At 40.3% G+C, this 24,215-nt stretch carries 26 protein-coding genes; 5 read left to right on the top strand and 21 right to left on the bottom strand.

The features are described 5' to 3' along the window. Nucleotides 1-143: 143 nt before the first annotated feature. From ACVAMZ_RS03550 to ACVAMZ_RS03540, 3 genes are read right to left on the bottom strand one after another with little or no spacing between them, the layout of a single operon-like run. The gene (locus ACVAMZ_RS03550; protein ID WP_461685061.1) at nt 144-986 is read right to left on the bottom strand and encodes an amino acid ABC transporter substrate-binding protein; all 843 of its coding nucleotides are present in this window, start codon (nt 984-986) and stop codon (nt 144-146) included. A 9-nt stretch (nt 987-995) separates the two neighbouring features. Next, a complete protein-coding gene (locus ACVAMZ_RS03545) occupies nt 996-1,625 on the bottom strand; it encodes an amino acid ABC transporter ATP-binding protein (RefSeq protein ID WP_371608010.1) in 630 nt (209 codons plus the stop codon). A 10-nt stretch (nt 1,626-1,635) separates the two neighbouring features. Further along, nucleotides 1,636-2,277, bottom strand: coding sequence for an amino acid ABC transporter permease (locus tag ACVAMZ_RS03540; protein WP_316108454.1), 642 nt, complete (start codon nt 2,275-2,277; stop codon nt 1,636-1,638). Nucleotides 2,278-2,493: 216 nt separating this feature from the next. On the opposite strand from ACVAMZ_RS03540, the gene plsY reads away from it, so the two are divergent. Continuing rightward, nucleotides 2,494-3,135, top strand: coding sequence for a glycerol-3-phosphate 1-O-acyltransferase PlsY (gene plsY, locus ACVAMZ_RS03535; protein WP_461685060.1), 642 nt, complete (start codon nt 2,494-2,496; stop codon nt 3,133-3,135). Between the two features lie 30 nt (nt 3,136-3,165). Here plsY and ACVAMZ_RS03530 read toward each other — a convergent pair whose 3' ends face one another. The 9 genes from ACVAMZ_RS03530 to ACVAMZ_RS03490 form a co-directional block, all read right to left on the bottom strand. Further along, nucleotides 3,166-4,122: an ABC transporter permease gene (locus ACVAMZ_RS03530; RefSeq protein WP_461685059.1), complete on the bottom strand. Its 957-nt coding sequence runs from the start codon at nt 4,120-4,122 to the stop codon at nt 3,166-3,168. Between the two features lie 2 nt (nt 4,123-4,124). Continuing rightward, nucleotides 4,125-5,183 carry an ABC transporter permease gene (locus ACVAMZ_RS03525; RefSeq protein WP_461685058.1) on the bottom strand — a complete coding sequence of 353 codons (1,059 nt, stop codon included), beginning with the start codon at nt 5,181-5,183 and terminating at the stop codon, nt 4,125-4,127. Then, nucleotides 5,183-6,712: an ABC transporter ATP-binding protein gene (locus tag ACVAMZ_RS03520; protein WP_223332861.1), complete on the bottom strand. Its 1,530-nt coding sequence runs from the start codon at nt 6,710-6,712 to the stop codon at nt 5,183-5,185. The genes ACVAMZ_RS03525 and ACVAMZ_RS03520 overlap by 1 nt, the downstream gene beginning before the upstream one ends. Nucleotides 6,713-6,852: 140 nt before the next feature. Then, nucleotides 6,853-7,908 (bottom strand): BMP family lipoprotein, encoded by a 1,056-nt coding sequence (locus tag ACVAMZ_RS03515; RefSeq protein WP_049495883.1) that lies wholly within the window; start codon nt 7,906-7,908, stop codon nt 6,853-6,855. 90 nt (nt 7,909-7,998) lie between these two features. Then, on the bottom strand, nt 7,999-8,388 hold the full coding sequence (locus ACVAMZ_RS03510) for a cytidine deaminase (RefSeq protein ID WP_004253174.1): 390 nt from the start codon (nt 8,386-8,388) through the stop codon (nt 7,999-8,001). Then, nucleotides 8,375-9,037 (bottom strand): deoxyribose-phosphate aldolase, encoded by a 663-nt coding sequence (gene deoC / locus ACVAMZ_RS03505; protein WP_461685057.1) that lies wholly within the window; start codon nt 9,035-9,037, stop codon nt 8,375-8,377. The genes ACVAMZ_RS03510 and deoC overlap by 14 nt, the downstream gene beginning before the upstream one ends. 17 nt (nt 9,038-9,054) lie before the next feature. Further along, nucleotides 9,055-10,338: a pyrimidine-nucleoside phosphorylase gene (locus ACVAMZ_RS03500; protein ID WP_461685056.1), complete on the bottom strand. Its 1,284-nt coding sequence runs from the start codon at nt 10,336-10,338 to the stop codon at nt 9,055-9,057. Continuing rightward, nucleotides 10,335-10,925 carry a class I SAM-dependent methyltransferase gene (locus ACVAMZ_RS03495; RefSeq protein WP_134805404.1) on the bottom strand — a complete coding sequence of 197 codons (591 nt, stop codon included), beginning with the start codon at nt 10,923-10,925 and terminating at the stop codon, nt 10,335-10,337. The genes ACVAMZ_RS03500 and ACVAMZ_RS03495 overlap by 4 nt, the downstream gene beginning before the upstream one ends. Before the next feature lie 107 nt (nt 10,926-11,032). After that, complete coding sequence (locus ACVAMZ_RS03490) at nt 11,033-11,311, bottom strand: 1,4-dihydroxy-2-naphthoate prenyltransferase (protein WP_254724063.1); 279 nt, start codon at nt 11,309-11,311, stop codon at nt 11,033-11,035. Between the two features lie 123 nt (nt 11,312-11,434). Between ACVAMZ_RS03490 and coaA the strand changes: the two genes are divergently transcribed. From coaA to ACVAMZ_RS03475, 3 genes are all read left to right on the top strand, one after another. Next, nucleotides 11,435-12,355, top strand: coding sequence for a type I pantothenate kinase (coaA, locus tag ACVAMZ_RS03485; RefSeq protein ID WP_006148720.1), 921 nt, complete (start codon nt 11,435-11,437; stop codon nt 12,353-12,355). A 52-nt stretch (nt 12,356-12,407) separates the two neighbouring features. Then, entirely contained in the window at nt 12,408-12,656 is a 249-nt protein-coding gene (gene rpsT / locus ACVAMZ_RS03480; RefSeq protein ID WP_006148721.1) for a 30S ribosomal protein S20, read from the top strand. Between the two features lie 65 nt (nt 12,657-12,721). Further along, nucleotides 12,722-13,234, top strand: a complete 513-nt coding sequence (locus ACVAMZ_RS03475) for a DNA topology modulation protein (RefSeq protein ID WP_461685055.1) — start codon at nt 12,722-12,724, stop codon at nt 13,232-13,234. 92 nt (nt 13,235-13,326) lie between these two features. Here ACVAMZ_RS03475 and deoD read toward each other — a convergent pair whose 3' ends face one another. From deoD to ACVAMZ_RS03445, 6 genes are all read right to left on the bottom strand, one after another. Next, entirely contained in the window at nt 13,327-14,037 is a 711-nt protein-coding gene (gene deoD / locus ACVAMZ_RS03470) for a purine-nucleoside phosphorylase (protein WP_025173256.1), read from the bottom strand. A 558-nt stretch (nt 14,038-14,595) separates the two neighbouring features. After that, complete coding sequence (locus tag ACVAMZ_RS03465; RefSeq protein ID WP_461685054.1) at nt 14,596-15,405, bottom strand: purine-nucleoside phosphorylase; 810 nt, start codon at nt 15,403-15,405, stop codon at nt 14,596-14,598. Then, nucleotides 15,402-15,962 carry a DUF1697 domain-containing protein gene (locus ACVAMZ_RS03460; protein ID WP_461685053.1) on the bottom strand — a complete coding sequence of 187 codons (561 nt, stop codon included), beginning with the start codon at nt 15,960-15,962 and terminating at the stop codon, nt 15,402-15,404. The genes ACVAMZ_RS03465 and ACVAMZ_RS03460 overlap by 4 nt, the downstream gene beginning before the upstream one ends. 1 nt (nt 15,963) lies before the next feature. Continuing rightward, complete coding sequence (locus ACVAMZ_RS03455; RefSeq protein WP_461685052.1) at nt 15,964-17,175, bottom strand: phosphopentomutase; 1,212 nt, start codon at nt 17,173-17,175, stop codon at nt 15,964-15,966. A gap of 23 nt (nt 17,176-17,198) precedes the next feature. Then, entirely contained in the window at nt 17,199-17,882 is a 684-nt protein-coding gene (gene rpiA / locus ACVAMZ_RS03450; protein ID WP_461685051.1) for a ribose-5-phosphate isomerase RpiA, read from the bottom strand. Nucleotides 17,883-17,986: 104 nt separating this feature from the next. Beyond that, entirely contained in the window at nt 17,987-18,916 is a 930-nt protein-coding gene (locus ACVAMZ_RS03445) for a peptidase U32 family protein (protein WP_461685050.1), read from the bottom strand. A 329-nt stretch (nt 18,917-19,245) separates the two neighbouring features. Between ACVAMZ_RS03445 and ACVAMZ_RS03440 the strand changes: the two genes are divergently transcribed. Next, the gene (locus tag ACVAMZ_RS03440; RefSeq protein ID WP_461685049.1) at nt 19,246-19,521 is read left to right on the top strand and encodes a DUF3270 family protein; all 276 of its coding nucleotides are present in this window, start codon (nt 19,246-19,248) and stop codon (nt 19,519-19,521) included. A gap of 26 nt (nt 19,522-19,547) precedes the next feature. Here ACVAMZ_RS03440 and ACVAMZ_RS03435 read toward each other — a convergent pair whose 3' ends face one another. The 3 genes from ACVAMZ_RS03435 to ACVAMZ_RS03425 form a co-directional block, all read right to left on the bottom strand. Continuing rightward, on the bottom strand, nt 19,548-20,882 hold the full coding sequence (locus tag ACVAMZ_RS03435; protein WP_461685048.1) for a sensor histidine kinase: 1,335 nt from the start codon (nt 20,880-20,882) through the stop codon (nt 19,548-19,550). Continuing rightward, nucleotides 20,875-21,546, bottom strand: coding sequence for a response regulator transcription factor (locus tag ACVAMZ_RS03430; protein ID WP_461685047.1), 672 nt, complete (start codon nt 21,544-21,546; stop codon nt 20,875-20,877). Before ACVAMZ_RS03430 ends, ACVAMZ_RS03435 begins: the two co-directional genes overlap by 8 nt. A gap of 115 nt (nt 21,547-21,661) precedes the next feature. After that, a complete protein-coding gene (locus tag ACVAMZ_RS03425; protein ID WP_461685046.1) occupies nt 21,662-24,208 on the bottom strand; it encodes a M1 family metallopeptidase in 2,547 nt (848 codons plus the stop codon). Nucleotides 24,209-24,215 lie beyond the last annotated feature (7 nt).

The following is a 24,215-nucleotide window of genomic DNA, read 5'->3' as shown; positions in this document are numbered from 1 at the left end:
AACCTCCTATTTGTTCATCTTTTCTATTTTACAGGTTTTCTAAGGATTTTGCAAAATTTTCAAGTTAAAAGCCTATTCACAAGTCCTATTTAGTAAAAAAATCACTCATTCCCGCCCTAAAAAAAGAAACCAAGACGAGAGTCTCAGTTTTCTTTTCCTTTAACTTGACTTGTTGCAATATCTTCACCAAACCATTTTTGGCTAATTTCTTGGAATTTTCCTTCTTGATACAATTCCACAAAAGCCTTATTCAAATTGGCTAATAAGGTCTTATCCGCTGGTCTTACTCCGACCGCAAATGACTCACTCTCAAAACCAGCTGAGAAAATCTCATACTGGTCTAATATCCCTTTCGTTTTAAGATAATAATTGGCATAAACACGGTCAATTAAAAGAGCATCAATCCGATCATTTTGCAAGTCAATCAAGGCTTCATTAAAGCTCTGATACTGGTTTGCTTTTTGATCTTTTACGATATTTTTCAACTGGTCAGGCTGAGCTTCACAATCTAGATAACCAGAAGAACCTGCTTGGGCTCCCAAAATCTTATTTTTCATATCCGAAACCGACTGGATATTTTGCGATTTTTTTGAGACTAGAACCTGCTGATTCTCCATATAAGGAATTGTAAAAGCAACCTTTTCACGGCGTTCATCTGTTGCTGAATATCCATTCCAGATAGCATCAATAGTGCCGTTTTGAAGTTCTGTTTCCTTCATATCCCAATCAATGGGTTGAAACTGTACCTTGAACCCCAGTTTCTCAGAAACGGCTTGGGCTAAATCAATATCAAATCCAGCATATTGCCCATTCTTTTCTTCAAAGCCCATAGGAACAAAGGTATTGTCAAATCCAATAGTAATGCTTCCTTGTTGTTGGTATTTTTCCCAATTATCTACTTTAGGATTGCTAGCTTTTTGCGTGCATCCTACCAGGAAAAAAGCAAGAAAGAATACCAAAACAAGGCTGATTTTCTTTCGATTCATAGACACCTCCTACTTAGGCTCTACTTTGAGAATCTGGTCAGCAATATTTTCTGCAAACTGGAGATCGTGGGTCACGACAATCTGCGTCATGCCTAAGTCTCGATTTTGTAAAATCAGTTTTTCAACTTCGAGACGCAACTCTGGATCAAGGGCAGAAGTTGGTTCATCATATCCAATCACTTCTGGATCTATCATCATTGCACGTGCTAAGGCAACCCGTTGCTTTTGACCACCAGATAATGAGTATGGATAAGCATCTGCGTGAGCTTCGAGCCCTAGACGAGCGAGTAAGTCAGCCGCCTTCTTCTTTGCGTCTACTTCAGACATTCCCATAGTCTTAATAGGTGACAAGATCAAGTTCTCCATAACGGATAAGTGAGGAAAAAGCTGAAAATCTTGAAAAACAAATCCCAACAAGTGGCGCTTTTCAAGTTCATCCAATGGTAGGGATGCTCCATTATAAAAGATCTCTCCTGAATCAATAGTTTCAAGTCCAGCTAACATTCTAAGCAAGGTTGTCTTTCCACCTCCAGAAGGACCAACGATAGCCAAAATCTGCTTTTCAGGAATTGTTAAACTGAAATTGGATAAAATTTCTTTTTTTCCAAATTTTTTGCTGATATTTCTTAACTCTAACATGGATAACCTCCTATCTATAGTAGCTGAATTTTTTCTCAAGTTTCTTAGCTAAAATTGTAACGATACCAATCATAAGCAGATAAATAGCTCCTGCTAGAAACATTGGAATCAAGCTAGCATCACGATTGGCTGCAGTACGACTAGCTAGGATTAAATCTGAAATACCGAGCGCATAGACCAGAGAAGTATCCTTAACCAAACTCATAACCTCGTTAAATACACTTGGTAGGACAATCTTGGTCACCTGTGGCAAAATGATATAACGAACGGTATCAATAGGATTAAATTTCAAAACCTTAGCTGCTTCGTATTGCCCCTGAGGAATGGTTGCAATCCCTCCACGGAAAATTTCAGCAAAGTAGGCTGCATAATTAAGCGTGAAGGCAATAATCGCTGCAGGCACTCGATCCAATCGAATCCCAATACTTGGTAGAACATAATAAATAAAAATTAGTTGCAAGAGCAAGGGTGTTCCGCGCATCACCCAAATATAAACATCAATCATGTAATGGAGGGGTTTCCAATGCACCTGTAAGCAAAAGGCAACCAAAATGCCTAAAGGGATTGAAAAGAGTAAGACCAGTGCAAAAACTTGTAAAGTCATTGTCGCACCGCTCAATAAACTTGGTAATATCTCAAATAAGTAAGACATATTCCACCTCCTAAAAATAATTGTTCCTATTATAGCATAAATAAACACAAAATCAAGGATTTTCAGAAATTTCCATGAATTTTTAAAACTTTTCCTTGGTTTTTGAATTAACCAAAGCGTTTATCTAAAAAATTTCTAGTTGCATAAAGTATCAGATGTCACAGTTTGAAAAAAATTTAGTTCGGATTCTCTCTCATTTCATGGTATAATAGATACATGATGACAATAGTATTATTAATTTTAGCTTATTTATTAGGTTCAATTCCTTCAGGCTTGTGGATTGGACAAATCTTCTTTAACATCAATCTAAGAGAACATGGATCTGGTAATACTGGGACGACCAATACCTTCCGAATCCTAGGAAAGAAAGCTGGAATGGCAACCTTTGTAATTGATTTCTTTAAAGGTACTTTGGCCACTCTACTTCCACTAATCTTCCATGTACAGGGAGTTTCACCAATCGTCTTTGGGCTTTTAGCAGTCATTGGCCACACCTTCCCAATCTTTGCCAAATTCAAGGGTGGCAAGGCTGTCGCTACCAGCGCAGGAGTTATTTTTGGATTTGCTCCTCTCTTTTGCCTTTATCTAGCAGTCATTTTCTTTGGAATCCTTTATCTGGGAAGTATGATTTCCCTCTCTAGTATTTCAGCTGCTATTGCTGCGATTATTGGAGTCCTTCTATTTCCTCTTTTTGGATTTATCTTGAGTAGTTATGACCTACTTTTTACTGTGATAATTATTGCTCTTGCTAGTCTAGTGATTGTGCGACACAAGGACAATATCAAACGGATCCAAAATAAAACAGAAAATCTCATTCCTTGGGGACTTAACATAACACACCAAGAACCAAAAAAATAAAACGTCAGTTTCAACTGACGTTTTTTTATGTTATTTAGACTTGATATAGTTGATACCATCTGCCTTCGGCGCAACAGCTTTACCAAAGAAGGCCGCTAGAACGACAATGGTCAAGAGATATGGTGCGATTTGCAAGTAAACTGCTGGAACTCCTTGCAAGAAAGGAAGCTGAGAACCGATAACTGCCAAACTTTGTGATAGCCCAAAGAAAAGACTTGAAAGCATAGCACCAACAGGATTCCATTTACCAAAGATCATGGCTGCAAGAGCGATAAATCCAGGTCCGACGATCGTTGTAACTGAGAAGTTGACGGAGATTGACTGAGCGTAAATAGCTCCACCGATTCCTCCAAGGAAGCCTGAAATCACAACTCCAAGATATCTCATCTTGTAGACATTGATACCCAAAGTATCTGCTGCTTGTGGGTGTTCACCAACTGAACGAAGGCGAAGTCCAAAGCGAGTCTTAAAGAGGATAAACCAAGCTAGGAATGAGAAAGCAATTGCTAGGTAACCTAGTAGACTAGTTGACTTGAAGAAGATATCTCCGATAACAGGGATATTAGCTAATACCGGGAAGTCAAAACGACCAAAAGTTTGTGTTAAGTTATCCGTTTGTCCCTTATTATAAAGTACCTTCACCAAGAAAACTGCCAAGGCTGGCGCCATCAAGTTAAGTACAGTACCACTGACAACATGGTCTGCACGGAAATGAACTGTAGCTACTGCATGAATGATCGAGAAGATAGCTCCGACTAATCCACCAACTAGAAGAGCTAACCAAGGAGTTAATGCTCCCAAATCTTGAGCAAATTCAAGGTTAAAAACAACTCCAGAAAAGGCACCCATGACCATGATTCCTTCAAGACCAACGTTAACAACTCCTCCACGTTCAGAGAAAACTCCTCCGATACTTGTGAAAATAAGTGGTGCTGCATAAATCAACATGGACGAAACCATAAGGGTTAACATTGTTGTAATCGACATCCTTATTTACCTCCTTTAAGTTGTTTTCTTGGTTTGACAAAGCGTTCGATGATGTAGTGAACGCTGACAAAGAAGATAATTGAGGCTGTAACGATACTTACAAGCTCAGATGGTACTTGTGCAGCATTCATACCCGGTGCTCCAACCTGTAGGACACTGAATAAGAAGGCTGCAAATAGAATTCCAACTGGGGAGTTTGACGCAAGTAGACTTACTGCCATACCGTTAAATCCGACTGCCAATGATGAACCTTGAACGTAGACGTTTTGGAAGGTACCAAGTCCTTCTACTGCTCCACCAAGTCCTGCGAGGGCACCCGAAATAATCATGGATAGAATAATGGTGCGTTTTGCAGAAATACCTGCATATTCAGAAGCATTTGGATTTAGACCAACTGCACGGATCTCAAAACCGAGAGTTGTCTTCTTAAGCATGAACCAGATAACCGCAACAGCTATGATCGCAAAGAAAATCCCAATGTTCATACGAGAATTTCCTGTTAGCTCAGCAAGCCAAGGTGTTTGATAAGTTGCATTTGCACTAACACGAATAGACGAATCCGTACTTTGCATAATTTCTTTAGGGAAGCTGTGGATAAAGGCATTCCCCACATAAAGAACAATGTAGTTCATCATAATGGTTACGATAACCTCAGATGTCCCAAGGTAGGCTCTTAAGATACCAGGAATAGCACCAACGATCCCTCCCGCAACTAAAGCAATTACAATCGTCGCAAGAATCATCAATGGTCGTGGCAAATCTGGGAAAGAGAGGGCGAACCAGCCACTCATAACCCAACCTGCGAGAGCTTGTCCTGGAAGACCAACGTTAAAGAAACCAGCACGACTTGCAACTGCAAATCCAAGGGCAATCAGAATTAAAGGTCCCATAGCACGGAAGATTTCACCGATTCCACGAACACTACCAAATGCTGTGTAGAATAGTTCTTCATAGCCCCAGATAGCATCGTAGCCGAAAATCCACATGACGATGGCTCCGAGTAGAATTCCTAAAATAACAGAAATCAAAGGAACCGAAATTTGTTGTAATTTTTTAGACATCACTCTTCTCCTTTTTCCAATTCACCACCAGCCATCAAGACACCAAGCTCTTGTTTGTTGGTTGTTTCTGGCGTTACAATCCCTTGAATCTTACCATCATGGATAACAGCAATTCTATCAGAGACATTTAGAATCTCATCTAGTTCAAAGCTGACTACAAGGACAGCTTTCCCATTATCACGTTCTTGAATCAAGCGTTTGTGAATGTACTCAATAGCACCGACGTCCAAACCACGAGTAGGTTGACTGACGATTAGGAGATCAGGATTTCGATCGACTTCTCGAGCGATAATTGCTTTTTGTTGATTTCCTCCAGAAAGAGCTGATGCTGGAACAATCTCACTAGCAGCACGCACATCGAATTCTTGCATTAACTGTTTAGCGTACCCGATGATATTGGTGTAGTTTAAGATTCCCTTCTTGCTAAGAGGTTCCTTATAGTAGGTTTGAAGAGCGATATTTTCAGAAATCATCATTTCTAAAACTAAACCATCACGGTGGCGATCTTCTGGAACGTGGCCTACACTCATTTCTGTAATTTGACGAGGGTGTAAACCTACGATAGACTGGCCTTTCAACTCCACGCTACCAGACTCAATCTTACGAAGACCAGTGATAGCTTGGATTAATTCAGATTGACCATTTCCATCAATACCGGCAATTCCGACAATCTCACCAGCTCGAACATCGAGTGAGAGATTTTTAACAGCAGGAACACCACGGTTTTCGTTTACTACTAGGTCTTTAATAGACAGAATAACTTCTTTAGGTTGAGCTTCCTGTTTCTCAGTTTTAAAGGAAACAGAACGTCCTACCATCATCTCAGCTAAGTCAGCATTAGTCGCACCAGCAATCTCAACTGTTTCAATAGATTTACCACGACGGATAACTGTAACACGATCTGATACAGCACGAATCTCATCCAACTTATGGGTAATCAAGATAATTGATTTACCTTCTTTAACCAAGTTCTTCATGATAGCCATCAACTCATCAATTTCTGATGGCGTCAAAACAGCAGTAGGTTCGTCAAAGATAAGAATATCAGCTCCACGATAAAGTGTCTTTAGGATTTCAACACGTTGTTGAGCGCCGACAGAGATGTCTGCAACTTTGGCAGAAGGATCCACAGCAAGACCATAACGTTCAGACAACTCATTGATTTCTCGAGTTGCACGAGCAATATCTAGCACACCATTTTTGGTCAATTCACTCCCCAAAATGATATTTTCAGCAACAGTGAAAGCTTCTACCAACATAAAGTGTTGGTGGACCATCCCAATTCCTAAGCTAGCCGCTTTTGATGGCGAATCTAGCTTTACAACTTGACCGTTGACCACAATTTCACCACTAGTTGGTTCTAGAAGCCCCGCTAGCATGTTCATAAGAGTGGACTTACCAGCTCCATTTTCTCCTAAAAGTGCATGAATTTCACCTTTACGAAGTTCAAGGTTAATCTTGTCGTTAGCGACAAATTCACCAAAAACTTTGGTAATTTCACGCATCTCAATGACATTTTCGTGTGCCATGTGCTCTTCCTTTCAGAATTATATTTTGTTTCAATAAAACCTGCTAAAGAAACTTAGCAAGCTCTATTGAGACAAAACCATTTGTCTCAATCCTTAAAGAAGCGGCCACTGGCCGCTTCCTAAGAAATGACTTCCTTCAATTATTTTTCAGGAACTTTGATGCTACCATCAAGGATTTTAGCTTTTGCATCTTCAACAGCTTTTTTACCTTCTTCAGAAAGGTTTGTCACTGCCAAGTCAACACCTTTATCCTTCAATGAGTAAACGATAACTTGACCACCAGGGAATTCCCCTTTTTCAGCCTTGTTTGAGATATCTTGAACTGTTGTTCCAACTTGTTTCAATGTAGAAGCAAGCACGAAGTTAGCTTCTTTACCGTCTTTAGAAGTGTATTTACCTTCATCAACTTGGTCACGGTCTACACCGATAACCCAAACTTTTTCGTTTTCATTTTTACTTTCGTTCAATGATTTAGCTTCAGAGAAGACACCTGCTCCAGTACCACCAGCTGCTTGGTAGATAACGTCTGCACCTGCAGCGTATTGAGCTGCAGCGATTGTTTTACCTTTAGCCGCATCACCAAATGATCCAGCATAGTCTACTTGAACCTTGATAGATGGGTCAACTGACTCAACACCAGCTTTAAAACCAGCTGCGAAACGAGAAATAACTTCAGATTCCATACCACCTACAAAACCAACTTGTTTAGTTTTTGTAGTTTTAGCAGCTGCAACACCTGCAAGGTAAGCTGCTTCGTTATCTGCGAAAGTAACGCTAGCAACGTTCTTTTGATCTTTAATCACATCGTCAATCAAAACATAGTTTTTATCTGAATGTTCTTTTGCTGCTTCTTCAACAGCGTTGTGAAGAGCAAAACCAACACCGAAAATCAAGTTGTAGCTTCCAGCTGCTTGGTTCAAGTTGTTAGCGTAGTCAGCTTCACTTGTTGATTGGAAGTAAGTGTAACCATTGTCTTTTGAAAGGTTGTGTTCTTTACCCCAAGCTTGAAGACCTTCCCAAGCTGATTGGTTAAATGATTTATCATCAACACCACCAGTATCTGTAACGATAGCTGCTTTAGTCTTCACATCAGAAGAAGATGAAGCTGCGTTACGAGAAGAGCGATTGCCACATGCAGCAAGTCCAAATGCTGCTACTGCAACTAGACCAAGGCCTAGCCATTGTTTCTTGTTCATTACTGAACCTCCTAAATAAGATGCGCAACTAAGTTGCAAGTATGGATTGATTGGTCACGAGGACCCTTGCCACTCAGAGAGTGACACAGACTATTGCAAGTCTGTAAAAGAATATGGAAGTAATTCCCCGACCGTCATCTCGACCGTCGTTTTATCTTTGGCGACTAGAGTCACCTTTAGATCTGGTTTAAAAAATTCGACCATAACTTGCCGACAAGCACCGCAAGGCGAAATTGGTTTTTCAGTTTGACCATAGACAATCAATTCTGAAAAGTCTCGTTGTCCTTCAGAGACCGCCTTAAAGATTGCAGTTCTTTCGCCACAGTTGGTCAAGGGGTAGCTAGCATTTTCAATGTTAACCCCTGTATAGATACTTCCGTCCTTGGCTACCAAAACAGCGCCAATCGGAAAATGTGAGTAGGGAACGTAAGCTTTCTTACTAGTTTCAATTGCTAATTCAATCAACTCAGTAGTCGCCATCAGCTAATTCTCCTTTTAAGATTGCAACACCAGAAGATGTTCCAATACGAGTAGCTCCTGCTTCAACAAAGGCAACTGCATCTGCATAAGAACGAGCTCCACCAGCTGCTTTGACCCCCATATCAGGACCAACTGTCTGACGCATTAATTGAACATCTGGCAAAGTTGCTCCACCTGTTGAGAAACCTGTAGAAGTCTTGACAAAGTCTGCACCAGCTTTTTGAGCAAGTTGGCAAGCCAGAACTTTTTCTTCATTCGTTAACAAACAAGCTTCAATAATAACCTTAACCAATTTGTCTCCACTTGCTTCAACAACAGCTTGAATGTCTGTCTCAACTAATGCAATATTTCCTGATTTTAGTGCACCAACGTTGATAACCATATCAATTTCGTCAGCACCACTTTGGATGGCTTCTTTGGTTTCATAGGCTTTGACAGCTGAAGTTGTAGCTCCAAGAGGAAAACCTACAACTGTACAAACCTTGACATCAGTATCTGTTAGACCCGCTTTTGCATGCGAAACCCAGCAAGGATTCACACAAACACTGGCAAAATCGTACTCATTTGCTTCAGATAGCAAACGATCGATTTGTTGTTCGGTTGCATCTTGGTTTAAAAGCGTATGGTCAATGTATTTATTTAATTTCATTTCGGATTTTCCTTAAATTAGGAGATAATTTCGATGATTTCACGCATTTTTAGCGTTTCATCACTCATTTTAATTTTAACATATTTTTGGAAATCTGTAACTAGTTCCGGAGAAATTTTGCCATTTGCATATACTTTTGCGACAATTTCACCTTTTTTGACTGATTCTCCAACTTTCTTCTCAAAAACAATTCCTGTTTCATAATCAAGAGCATCTGTTTTGACTGCACGACCAGCACCTAATCTCATGGCAAAAAGACCAAACTCCATGGCTGGAAGTTCTGCGATAATACCATCCTCTTGAGCAGGAATATCTACCACATGATCAACTGTTACAGGTCGATAAAGATCTTCTAAATCTCCACCCTGAGCTAGAACCATCTCTTCGAATTTCTTGAGTGCCTGACCATTTTCAAGATGTTGCCTTACTTCCTCGACTGTTTTTTCAACATTTGCCAGAGAAAGCATAATCTGAGCTAACTCACAGATAAAGTGACTAATATCCTCGCGTCCTTTACCCTGAAGAATTTCTAGTGCTTCTAGAATTTCCAAGCGGTTCCCAATGGCACGTCCCAAAGGTTGACTCATATCCGTAATGACTGCTACAGTCTTACGACCAACAGCTTTCCCGAGATTCACCATGGTTTGAGCCAGTTCTCGCGCCTCGTCGACTGTTTTCATAAAGGCACCTTCACCGACAGTAACATCCAGCAAAATAGCATCCGACCCAGCTGCAATCTTTTTACTCATGACAGAACTAGCAATCAAGGGGATGGTATCAACTGTTGCTGTCACATCACGTAGTGCATAGAGCAGTTTATCCGCTTTGACTAGTTGGTCAGATTGACCAATAACTGAAACCCCGATATCCTGAACCTGTTTGATAAAGTCATCCTGACTGCGTTCGACTTGAAAACCTTTGATAGATTCTAATTTATCGATAGTACCTCCGGTGTGCCCCAGACCTCTACCACTCATCTTGGCAACTGGTACGTCAAAACTAGCGACTAATGGAGCTAAAATCAAGGTAACCTTATCTCCTACTCCCCCGGTAGAGTGTTTATCAACCTTGATACCTTCAATAGCAGATAAATCAAATTCCTGACCTGTCTTCACCATGTTCATAGTCAAATCGGAAATCTCTCTAGTGGTCATACCTTTAAAATATACAGCCATAGCAAAAGCAGACATTTGATAATCTGGAACAGTTCCAGCTACATAGCCTTCTACCAACCATTGGATTTCATTGGAACTGAGTTCTTGTCCGTCTCTTTTTTTCTGGATTAGATCTACTGCTCTCATTCTTTCACACTTCTAAGGATATAATATCCCTTGTCTTTCTTCACAACCTCACAATTACCAAAGACTTCTTCCATCTTGTTTTTGGCACTAGGAGCTCCTTGTTTTTTCTGGATAACAATGGTCAAATCTCCACCATCCATAAGATAATCAATACTTTTCTCGATGATTTCATGAACGACCTGCTTGCCTGCACGAATGGGCGGATTCGAAATGACATGATCGAATTGACCTTCTACCTGCTCATAAATATTGGACTGGAAGATAGTCGCTTGAACATTGTTTTTTACTGCATTTTGCTGGGCTAAATCCAGGGCACGATTATTGATATCCACCATGGTCGCTTGGGCACCATAAGCTTTAACCAAAGACAAACCTATTGGACCGTAGCCACAACCAACATCAAGGATTTTTTCATCTTTTTCGACATCTAGACACCTTAACAATAACTGACTTCCGAAATCAATCATTTTTTTACTAAAGACACCAGCATCTGTCAAAAAGGTCATCTTTTGCCCAAGTAGCTCAACTCTAAGTTCATGAACATCATGGGCTGCATCTGGATTTTCTGCATAATACATTTTACTCATAGTTTCATTTTACCACATAAATAAGTTAATTGTAAATCGTTTACATGACAACCAAGGCTTCTCTTTGTCATTAATTCGTAGGAAAATAATATAAGTTGAATTTCCTTTTAGGGACCGAGCAAGTAAGAACCCAATGCCATAGTGATAGCAAAGGAAAAAATACAGGCTAGACCAAACAAGAAAAGCCACCATTTTCTTGTTAAAATGGCGAGAATCAAGTAGATAAAACCAATGATTGGTAGCAAGAACAACAAGACAAAGGCAGACCAACTACAGGTTTGACTTCCTAAACTCACAGTAAACTCAATTAAAGTCGGAGATAACCACAGAATCACAATCAGTAAGCTAGTCAGTTTTAGGATTTTATCATTCACCACTAGTCTCATAACATCACCTCTTTTGATGTTTATTCTACCTCTATTCTAACAAAGAAAGCGCTTTTTCTCAAATGATTCAGATGTCTTTCTTTGTAAATTATGGTATACTGAGATATCAAACGAGGAAATTTTATGACCAACGAATTTATACATTATGAAAAAATCAGTCGCGGAACTTGGCAATCTTTACATCGTAAGACAACACCTCCTTTAACCGAGGAGGAATTGGATTCGATTAAGAGTTTTAATGACCAGATTAGTCTCCAAGATGTAACAGATATTTACCTGCCGCTAGCTCATCTGATTCAAATCTACAAACGCTCCAAAGAAGACCTAGCCTTTTCAAAAGGGATTTTCCTCCAAAGGGAGAGTAAAAATCAGCCATTTATTATCGGAATTTCAGGTAGTGTCGCTGTTGGCAAATCAACTACTAGCCGACTCTTACAAATTTTGCTTTCCCGTATTTTTCCAGAAGCAAGTGTTGAATTAGTGACAACTGATGGCTTTCTGTATCCTAACAGCATCTTAAATGAGCGAAACATCCTAAACCGAAAAGGTTTCCCTGAGAGTTATGATATGGAAAGCTTGCTCGATTTCCTTGATCAACTTAAAAACGGTCAGGATGTAGATATCCCCGTTTATTCTCACGAAATCTACGATATCGTACCTGATAAAACACAAAGAGTTCAAGCAGCAGATTTTGTCATTGTAGAAGGTATTAATGTCTTTCAAACACCACATAACAGCCGTCTTTATATTACAGACTTCTTCGATTTTTCAATCTATGTAGATGCTGCAGTCGAGGATATCGAGAGCTGGTATTTGGACCGTTTCTTGAAACTCCTTAGCTTTGCACAAGATGATCCAAACAACTATTACTATCGTTTCACCCAGCAACCAATTAGTGAAGTCAAAGATTTTGCCCATCAGGTTTGGACAAGTATTAATTTGACCAATCTACAAAACTACATCGAACCAACCAGAAATCGGGCAGAAGTCATTCTTCATAAATCTAAAAATCATGAAATTGATGAAATTTATTTAAAAAAGTGATTTCCCCTTGTCAAAATAATAGTTTTCAGATATAATGGTATAGTTAGTAAATATGGAGGTAAGAACATTGGCAAACATTAAATCAGCTATCAAACGCGCTGAATTGAACGTTAAACAAAACGAAAAGAACTCAGCTCAAAAATCAGCTATGCGTACTGCTATCAAAGCTTTTGAAGCAAACCCATCTGAAGAACTTTACCGTGCTGCTAGCTCAGCCATCGATAAAGCAGAAACTAAAGGTTTGATCCACAAGAATAAAGCTAACCGTGATAAAGCACGTCTTGCATCTAAACTTGGTTAATCTTTAACTGGATACAAAATGAGCTCTTCGGAGCTTTTTTTGTACACATTTTTCTGGAGGTTATCATGAAAATTGCTGTTATAGGATATTCAGGCTCAGGTAAATCTACTCTGGCAGAAAAACTTTCCAGCTACTACTCCATTCCCAAACTCCATATAGACCGATTGCAATTTCAGCCTGGGTGGCAAGATAGCGACCACGATTGGATGTTAAAAGAGATGAAGACTTTCCTTTCTAAACATGAGGATTGGGTTATCGACGGCAACTATACATGGTGTTGCTACGAGGAAAGAATGGAGCAAGCTGATCAGATTATCTTTCTAAACTTTTCAGCCTGGAACTGCTTGTTTAGAGCCTTTATGCGTTATCTACAATACAGAGGAAAAGTTAGAGAAAGTATGGCAGACGGTTGTCCTGAACAATTTAACTGGGAATTTATACGCTGGATTCTCTGGGACGGACGAACAAAAAATGCTAAGGTAAGATACCAAAAATTAAGTGATACCTACCCTGAAAAGATGCATATTCTCCATTCTCAAGCAGAGATTGATTATTTCTTGCAATCTCTTAAAAAATAGACGATAGAGTAACATTCCATTAAGGTCAGTATGGACTGAATAACTAAAAAAGGAAGATTTTCATCCAGAAAATCTTCCTTTTGTGTTCCCTTTTATTCAGCAATTAAGGTCTCAAGACCAACTTTCATCATATCTGTGAAAGTATTTTGACGTTCTTCAGCAGTCGTATCTTCATCTGGATTAACCAAGCTATCAGAAATTGTCATGATGGCAAGGGCATCCACATGGTGTTGAGCTGCCAAATAGTAAAGAGCTGCTGCTTCCATTTCCACGGCTTTCACACCCCATTTACCAAGCTCAATGTTCTTTTCAAAGTAGTTTGAGTAGAAAACATCTGATGACAAGACATTGCCGACGTGTGTAGTCATGCCAAGGTCTTTAGCAATATGGTAAGCCTTATCTAGCAAGTCAAAACTTGCGATTTGTGGGAAATCGTATTGAGGCCAATCGTTGCGGATGATGTTTGAGTTGGTTGCAGCTGCTTGAGCCAAGACCAATTCACGGACGTGAACATCCTCATTCAAAGATCCAGCCGTTCCCACACGGATTAATTTCTTCACACCGTAGTCAACAATCAACTCGCGTGCATAAATCGAAATGGATGGCATCCCCATTCCGGTCCCCATGACAGATACACGATGACCTTTATAAGTGCCTGTGTAGCCAAACATGTTACGCACTTCGTTAAAGCAAACAGCATCTTCAAGGAAATTCTCAGCAATAAACTTGGCACGAAGAGGATCCCCAGGAAGAAGAATTTTATCAGCAATTTCACCTTGCTTAGCAGCAATATGGATAGACATAGTTTATGATACAAAGAGCGAGAAGAAAACGACTGAAAATTAGGAATCTGACGAGAAATCCTGATTTTTCAGTCAGATTATCTATTTTCCGAGTTTTCCGCTCGTGTTCAAATCAGAACACTTCACTCTACCTTTCTTTTTTATTAATAGGACAGGCGACAGAGAACAAAGGAAAAATAGGAAACTGACGACACATCGCAGATGTTAGACAGTTTATCTTTTTTACACAGTTCTCCGCCCGTATTCAGTTCAGCGAATACAAGGAGCCCATCCTTTCTTTAATTTATATTTGATATTTAGAAAGATACCAAACCCGTCAAAAAGCGAAGGGAAAATTGGAGTTGGGTGCAGTGTGCGATGCTCACTAGACCAACTGTCTTTTTCCCACTGCTTTTAGGGTGGGTTCAATTCCTTTCTTTCTTAATTTTGATGACAAATAGGTGAACAGCACGGGCTCAATTTAAACCCAAACTACCTACCTTTCAATTTTTTTAGAAAAATTTTCCGCTCGTGTTCAAATCAGAACACTTCACTCTACCTTTCTATAATAAGTATTGATTACAATTCAGCAAGAATCGCTTTAAGCAAACCTTTGAAGTCACCTTTGACACGTTCTGTTACTTCCACAACTTCTTCGTGATTGAGTTCTTCTTGGAATCCAGCAGCATGGTTCGTAATACATGAAATTCCTAGAACTTTCAAGCCTGAGTGAGCGGCCACAATCACTTCAGGAACAGTGGACATACCAACTGCATCTGCTCCCAATGTCTTATAGGCACGAATCTCTGCAGGTGTTTCATAAGTCGGACCGGTTACACCGATATAGACACCTTCATCAAGCTTGATACCAAGTTTATTAGCCACTTCATGGGCAGTAGCACGGTATTCTGGAGTGTAGGCTTTAGACATATCTGGGAAACGTGGACCAAAATCATCCAAGTTTTCACCCATCAATGGGTTTTGCCCCGTCATATTGATATGGTCTGAGATAGCCATCAAAGTACCAGGACCGAAACCAATACCGCCAGCTGCATTGGTTACAATGACACCTTCACATCCGAGAACTTTCATCACACGTACTGGGAAAGTCACGACTTCAAGAGGATTTCCTTCGTAGAAATGGAAGCGACCTTGAAGAGCCAAGACCTTTCGACCTGCAAGGTCGCCATATACCAATTTCCCAGCGTGACCGACTACTGTCGAACGGCCCCAGTTTGGAATATCTGCATAGTCTACTACAACAGGATTTTCGATTTCTTCAGCCAATTCTCCAAGTCCTGATCCAAGGATTAAACCAAACTCAGGCGCTTGGATTCCTTTTTCTTTCAGGAAAGCAGCTGTTTCTTTGATCTTATCTAAAAATGTCATTCTGTGTCTCCTTTATTATTTTTTAGCATTTGACCGATTTTGTCAAAAGTTTTAGCATTGCGAATGGTGATGTTGCGATAAAAAGGCATCTTGAGCAAGTACTTATGATAGGCAGTTGCATAGTAGGATTCTTCAGAGAATTTCCCCCAGAAAATCCCATGTTTTCCAAAATGAACCACTTCATCTTTCAGTTCCAAACTGTTCACTTTCTCGATGACTTGATCCACATCCAAGCTCTCCGTGTAGAAGAGGACATCTTTTCGAGCTAGGTCTTTGGTCCACCAATCTGGCAGATTCTTCAGCTCTGCTTCATAATCTTCCTGACTCAGCAAAGAAAAGCTCTGAATAAATGGATAATGGACTTCAAAGAAAGTCTCTAACTTTTCAACCAATTGGGCTTTGGGAGCTGTCGAAGTAAAGAAAATGTTGCCACTGTTGATGTAGGTTTCAACCTTTTCCAGTCCCAACTCTGTCAGTTCTTGACGAAGTTGCGCCATAGCAACCTTATTCTTCCCACCGACATTAATGCCCCTTACCAGTAAAGCATAGCGCGTCATCTTATACCAATTTATCTAAGAAACTTTCACCAATCATGGCAGTTTCAACACCAAAGTTATCCGCAACTGTCGCTGAGATATCTGCAAAATGTCCAACTGGAAGTAAACCATTTCCTTTGAAGGCTGGACTGTATGCCAAAAGTGGGATGTATTCACGAGTGTGGTCTGTTCCTGCATAGGTTGGGTCATTTCCATGGTCAGCAGTAATCAAGAGAAGGTCATCCTCTCTCATAGCTGCGATAATTTCAGGCAAGCGCTCATCGAACTCATGCAAGCAATCACGGTAACCATGAGCATTGCGGCGGTGGCCGTAAAGGGCATCAAAGTCCACCAAGTTTGTGAAGGAGAATCCTTTTTCAAACTCAGCAAGTCCCATGGTCTTCAATAATGTATCAATTCCGTGGCTGTTTGACTTGTTGTGGCCCATATCATGATTGATACCAGCGCCATTAAAGATATCGTTGATTTTACCAACAGCGTAAGTATCGATACCAGCTTCGTTTAATTTATCCAAAACAGTTGGTGCAAATGGAGAAACGGCCAAGTCACGACGATTTGCCGTACGAGTGAAGTTACCTGGTTCACCAACATATGGACGGGCAATGATACGACCTAGAAGGGCTGGGCGCTCAAGGGTAATTGAACGAGCGTACTCACAGATACGGTACAATTCATCCAAAGGAATAATGTCTTCGTGGGCAGCAATTTGCAAAACAGGGTCAGCTGAAGTATAGATAATCAACTCCCCAGTTTCCATCTGACGAGGTCCGAAATCATCGATAACAGCTGTACCTGAGTACGGTTTGTTGGCTTCACGAATGACCTTGCGTCCTGAAAATTCTTCGATCTTTGTCAAGATTTCTTCTGGGAATCCGTTCCAGAAAGTATCGAAAGGCTCGGTAATGTTGAGTCCCATGATTTCCCAGTGTCCAGTCATGGTATCTTTACCGCGTGATACTTCTTCCAATTTTGTTGCATATCCTGTTGGATTGCTTTCAGCTGGTACAGTCTTTAGAGGCGTTTCGCGAGGAATATTTCCTAGACCGATTTTAGCCATGTTTGGCACATTCAAACCAACTGTTTTGGAAATGTGTCCTAGTGTGTCAGAAGCTCCATCTGGAACCCCTGCATTGACAAAGTTATTGGCATCTGGTGCAGCACCGATTCCCACGGAATCCAGTACCACCAAGTGAATACGATTAAATTTTGACATAGTGTATCTCCTTATTATGTTGATTAGTTTGCTTTTGTTGAAGTTAGAATCTGAACCCCGTCTCGTCCAGCAACGATGACCTTATCCACCATTTGGTTGAACAAGCCATGCTCAACGACACCAACGACATGGTCCAATTCTTGCCCGAAGGCAATTGGATCTTCAATGACATCCAAGGCTAGGTCAATGATAAAGTTCTGCATATCGGTCACAAAATGTTGGCCATCTTTTTCACGGAAACTTGGTTTATAGCCAGCTCGCTCAAATCGACGAAAGACCTGTTCTGCACCATACTGAACGACCTCTACAGGTAATTTAAAGGCACCAAGTTTCTCTACTAGCTTACTTTCATCAACTACCCAGATATATTCTTTAGATGGAGTTGCGACAACTTTCTCCATGAGAAGGGCACCACCACCACCTTTAATGCCATTAAACTGACTATCTACTTCATCAGCACCATCAACGGTTAAGTCTACAAAATCCACTTGATCAATTGACTTAAGAGGAATATTGAGTCCTTCTGCCTGCTTGCTGGTCACACTAGAAGTCGTTACAGCTGTAATCTGTAAGCCCTCTTCCTTGATACGACGACCTATTTCTTCTACGAAATAGTAGGCAGTTGAGCCTGTTCCAAGCCCGACAACCATACCATCTTTGACGAACTCGGCAGCTTTAATCCCTGCCATTTTTTTCAGATTTTCCACTTATACACCTCCAAATAGAGCTACTTCCATTATATCATGAATACGCTTCAAATTCATCCTTGCACTAGAAAAACCCGAACAATTTATGTCGGGTTTTGTGATGTTTACTTAACCATATCAGGGTCATAATCGTAAAAACCAGTATCCAAGAAACGATTTTTAGGATGGAGCTTGCGAACTTCTTCATCAAGCAAGAAGGCCTGGTCATGAGTAAAGTTCCCTTCTTGAATCAAATTGCGCGCTTGGATAAAGAGTTTTGCGATTTCCACAAAATTTTGTCCTGGAGTGTAGAGACCTTCCAGTTTCCAGTGGGTAAACCCATGCTCTACTAATTCGGTCAACTTAGTCATCAAATCAAGGTCATTGTTAGCAAAGATGTGGGTTCCATGATTGTCCTCAAAAATAGAGTAATGACTCTCTGGGTCACTTGGCTCAGCTAGAAACAAATCACGTTGACGAGATTTTTCATCATCAATTTGAGTGAAATTATAGTAGTTTTGCAAAAGCGGACGCTTAGAATGGTGGATCACACTAGCACCATATACCAAAACTTCTGCTGGAATTTCTAAAATTTCAGGCATTTTGAAAAGTTCTGCAGACGGGATTTCACGCGCCAAGACGGCTTCTGACGCTCCTGCCTTTTGTCCCCAGAAGTTAATCTGACGACTGCTTGTGACCATGGTTGAAGCATCGTAGATGGTTTTGAAAGAATAGCCCTCACGGTTTACCACATAAAAGACACCTGCGTCCCCAACTGTGATATAGTCCGTTTTGATTTCTTCTAAAAAGTCCAAGAAGGGCTTGATACGGTCCATCATGTCTTGGTGCATAAGAGCATTGACCGCTACGATTAATTCCTTACCGGCATCATGAATGATTTTTGCGATTTCACGCAATTCATCATGACTAAAAGTCGTTGGCAAACGAAGACCAAAATCTTTCTCACCGACATAAATGCGGTCGACACCAGCTTCAAGTAGCTGTTTTACTTGTTCAATACTTTCAGCAGTTGCTGTAATGATAATCTTTTCCATAGAGAAAATTATACCACATTTCCAAAAAATCAGCTACATAGGAAAGTGAGACTGATGACAATTTAAAAAAATTCTGTCCTTACTTGAAAATTGAATTTATTTGCATCTGTGTATGATTTTTATTCGTTTCAATCATCAAATTTTTCCTCGTATCAGATAGAAAAAAATGATAAAGGTTAAACGATTTACTCATCCTATCATTTTCCCATAAGCATGTCAAGAAAACCGAAATTGGCTTGATAACAGATTTTATGCAATTTGTAACCATTCTGTAATAATTCTCTCTTTAAAAAATGATAAAATAGTAATGTACTGTTAAGGAGAGAAATATGCCCGCAAGAAAACTACACCCGTATGAGTTAGAACAAGAAAGTATAAAAACTGCTCAGTTTCAAGATTATGTTCCAGAAAGTACTTCTGTTGCTAGTGTAAAGGAAGTCCTATTTTTTGTAAACATTGCTTGCTTCTGTGTCTTTTTAGCTATCTTTAGTTTTATGTTCTTATCGCTAAAATTGAACACTGTTTTATCATTTGCTTTGGCTATCGGCCTCAGTCTTTTCGCTTTACAATTGCAGCGCACTTTTATCAAGAAAAAATTCAAATAAAAACCTTCGATGAATCGAAGGTTTTTTTATTTATTCTTTCGTCTTGACGGTGTTGAGATAGCTATCTTGACTTCAAAAATTGTTCCGTTAGGTTTGTTATCTTTAACACTAATAGAGCCTTTGAGGGCATCGACGATTTGCTTCGCTAAAGACAAGCCTAAACCGAAACCACCCTTTTGACGTGTCCGGGCCTTATCAACACGATAAAAGCGATCAAAGATTTTCTTTTTATCGGCTGCAGAAATACCGATACCATTATCCGCTACCGTTAGATAGAGGCTGCGTTCAGTCGTTGAAATCTCAAAATAAATATCGCCTTCTTCTTCTGTATACTTGACCGCATTGTCAAACAAAATGGTCATCAATTGCTTGAGAAGGAGTTTATCTGTGATAATGGTGCGATGAACACGATTTTGAAAACGAAAAACACGATTATTCTCGGAGGCAATCATTTCATAGTTGGTAAAGGTAGTATTAAAGAAGTCAGGTTCTACTTCCCCAAACTCTGGCTTGATTCCATCATCTCTACGCGCTAGATTAAGGAGGTTAGTCGTTAGAAACTTCATATTTCGAACTTCTTCCAAACTAGAAGCGATGCTCTCACTTGACTCCAGAATGGTAGCCTCTGGTTTTCTAAAAAGAGTTTCCAGACGGTTCTGAAGAACTGCTAAAGGCGTCCGTAATTCATGACTGGCATTTTCCACAAAGCTCTTCTGCTTTTGCATACTTTCAAGCAAGGGTTTCACACTGACACGAGCAAGATAAAGACTGGCCAAGATAGATAGAATCCAAAAACTTGCCATCACCACCACGATTAACTGTTCGTGGTTTTGACTAATCTGCTCGAGTTGGCTCGTGTTAATCAGGATAGCAGCATACTTGATATTGGTCGAAACCGAATCAATATTCATTTCTGTCAAGACAACACGATAAATCTCATCCTGACCGTAACTATTCATAACATGAAGTTGGCGAATATGGTTTAAATCCTTTTTATTGAAAGTGATTCTGTCTAATCCTAAGAAGCGATTTCCAGTCACTAATTGATTCAAATTTGCATCGAGCAAAATCACTTCAGTATTGGAACTCACATTTGGCTTTTTATCAGAAGCTGAAGTGACACTGCCACTACCCAAATCCTTTACGTCCTCAGTTGCACGATTGACCGCCAATTGAATGATATCCTGAGGATTTTTGCTGAGAGATAGCAGTTTCTCATCCACTGATGTGTAGAGACTAGAGTGCATAACCTGCAGGATAATCAAGGTCATGGCAGAGAAAATCAGCGTGAAAACACCAAAATTACGGATAAAGTAGCTGAAATCTTCTGCGTACCAATTCTTTTTTAATTTCTTAAACATGTTTTAAAATATACCCAACACTACGCAAAGTTTGGAGATTTTCAGCAAAGGCTGAACCTTTCAATTTCTTACGAACTTTTGATACATAAACTTCTACAACGGAAATAGTTGTGTCGCTGTCAAATCCCCATAAACGGTCAAAGATTTGAGTTTTTGGTAAGATGACATTTTGGTTTTGGAGGAAATAAACCAAGAGTTCAAATTCTTTACCGAGTAGCTCAACAGAGGCACCCTGAACCTTCACTTCATTGGTAGATAGATTGACTGTCAAGTCACTGTATGACAAGGTATTTTCGTTAAATTTCCCAGAACGTTTGAGAAGGGCTTGGATACGCATCTTGAGTTCTTCTAGGTAGAATGGTTTGGTTAGATAATCATCAGCCCCAAGCTCAAAGCCATGTCCTTTGTCATCAAGACTTTCCTTGGCTGTCATGATGAGAACTGGGGTCGAAACACCTTTTTCACGCAATTCTTTCAAGACTTGGAAACCATTTTTTTCTGGCAACATCAAGTCCAATAGAATTAAGTCATAAACGCCACTTTCAGCCTCGTAGAGACCTTCTTCGCCATCAAATACCTGCATAACATCTGCAAAATCATCCAAAAAATCAAAGACTGAATTTGACAGGCCTAGGTCATCTTCCACTAATAGAATTTTAATCATCAAAAATTCCTCCTTATTATATCCATTATAGCAAAAATATCTTAAAAAAAACTCAACTTTCCTTGTTTTTCTATGAGAAAGTTGAGTTTTTATATACTATTTAGTCAAGAAGTTTTTAAGCCTTGCCATATTGTGCAACAGCTGCTTCAACCGCTGCTTTCTCACGCTTAATCAATTCAACACGAGCTGCGATTTCCTTGATTCCCATACCGATGTTACGGCTGAGAGCAAGATCAGAAAGTTGCGGTTCAAAGAATTCCTTGTACTCTGCCAAACGTTGCTGAGTCTTAAATACATGCGCAGGAAGGATAACAAAGCTATCAAAGCTCATATCTCCTCCAAGGGCTGCCTTAATCCAAGCCCAGTTTTCACGCGCCCAAGACCAAACTGTTTCCTGAGTTGCTTGATGAGCTAGGAATTGGTAATACCATGCAGACAAGTCTTGTGGTTTAACCACAAATTTGTCCTTCCAAGAAGCAATCAAGGTTTGGATATTGTTCGCATCTGTACTGTAAGCAAGAGCAGCTGCCAATTGGCGTTTAAAGGCGGCATCTGTGGCATGAGTATAAAGATCGAGATAAGTTGCGACCAATTCCTTAGTCTCATGGTGTTTCATTTCATTGATGAGAACTTGTGAACGAATAGCTGCTGGAAGTCCTGAAAGATTATCCTTGTGAGCCGCGAAGATTTGGCTAGCGACTTGACTAGCTTCTGCATTATTTGAGCGAATCATCATAGAAACAGCCAACTGACGAACCAATTCATCCTCATCTGATTCGCCATCTTTAGCTTCAAAACCAAGACGGTCATAATTATGACGAGCCAATTTAGCAACCAATGCTTTGAAGGCTGTTTCAGCTTCTGTTCCTTCATCGATAAAGCGTTCAAGGGCAGAAATTACTTGAGAAACAGCTGAAACAACAAGATAAGATTCTTCCTTAGCAAGTTTATCAAGGACTGGGAGCAAGTCAGCATAAGAAATGTGCCCTGCTTCTGCAAGCAAACGACGTTCTTGAACGATTTGCAGTTTACTTGTGTTATCAAGCTCAACTAGGTCAGCAAGAATAGCATCCAACAAGTCTCCTTGGTAGTCTGTAATATAGTGGGCTGTATTTTCAGTATTGAGACGAAGAGCACCGTCATTTTCAGCAAGAAGAGCTGCGTAGCCAGGGATTTCGATACTTTCAGTTTCAAGTGTATCAGGCAAGCCTTTCCAGTTGGTATTCAATGGCACAACCCAGAGACGGTTCTTGTCTTCGTGTTCACCGATGAAGAATTGTTTTTGTGAGATCTTCAAAACATCATTTTCAACTGTAGCAGTCAAAACTGGATAACCAGGTTGCTCCAACCAAGAATCCATAAAGGCTGCTACATCACGGCCTGATGCTTGACCAAGGGCATTCCAAAGGTCACGACCAATAGTGTTTCCGTATTGGTGTTTTTCAAAGTAAGCGTGCAAGCCTTTAGCAAAATCAGCATCTCCTAGCCAACGACGAAGCATGTGCATGAGACGGCTTCCTTTAGCATAAACGATTGCAGAGTCAAAGAGTGTATTGATTTCATCTGGGTGTTTGACTTCGACGTGAACAGACTGAACACCATCAGTCGCATCACGTTTAAGAGCGGCTGGCACTCCACTTGTTTGGAAATCTTCAAAGATATTCCAGCTTGGCTCAATCGCATCCACACAGACGTATTCCATCATGTTGGCGAAGCTTTCGTTGAGCCAGAGGTCATCCCACCATTTCATAGTTACGAGGTTACCGAACCATTGGTGAGCAAGCTCGTGGGCAATGACAAGAGCTACTTGTTGACGGCTGGCAAAAGTAGAGTTCTCATTTACAACCAAGTAGACTTCACGGTAGGTTACGAGACCCCAGTTTTCCATAGCACCTGCTGAGAAGTCAGGAAGGGCGATGTGAAGAGATTGAGGAATTGGATACTTAACTCCGTAATAGTCTTCGTAAAATTCGATAGAACGAACAGCGATGTCTAGTGAAAACTCCAGGTTTGAAAGTGGGTGTGCCTTGGTTGAGTAAACACCAACGAGAGTACCGTTTTTAGTTGTAGCAGTTACCCCTTGCAAATCACCAGCTACAAAGGCTAGCAAGTATGAGGACATTCGAGGTGTAGTTTCAAACTTCCAGATGCCAGTTTCCTTGCGATTTTCAACATCAATCTCAGGCATGTTTGACAAGGCAAGTTCGCCTTCTGCTTGGTCAAAGCGAAGTGCTAGATCAAAGGTTGCTTTAGCTTCTGGCTCATCCACACATGGGAAGGCTTCACGGGCAAAGTGGCTCTCAAACTGAGTCGACAAAACTTCCTTCTTAACTCCATCAACTGTGTAGTATGATGGATAGATTCCTGTCATGTTGTCTGTGATTTTACCTGAAAAAGCGATAACCAATTCAACTGAACCTGCTTCTGCAAGTTCGATATGAAGGGCTTCATTTTCGTTATCAACTGTAAATGGACGAGCTTGTTCTCCTACTTCAACTGAAGAAATCTCCAAATCCTTTTGGTGAAGGGAAATACGGTCACTTTTAGCTTGACCAGTAATAGTTACTTTTCCTGAAAAAGTCTTGGTCTCACGACTCAAGTCTAAAAACAAATCATAATGTTCAGGAACAAATTTTTCAATATAATGTTCTACTGCTTGCATCATATTC

The sequence above is a fragment of the Streptococcus sp. KHUD_017 genome (assembly GCF_054861245.1).
Note: the sequence above shows the minus strand (reverse complement) of the source record. Positions and strands in the feature narration are given on the sequence as shown.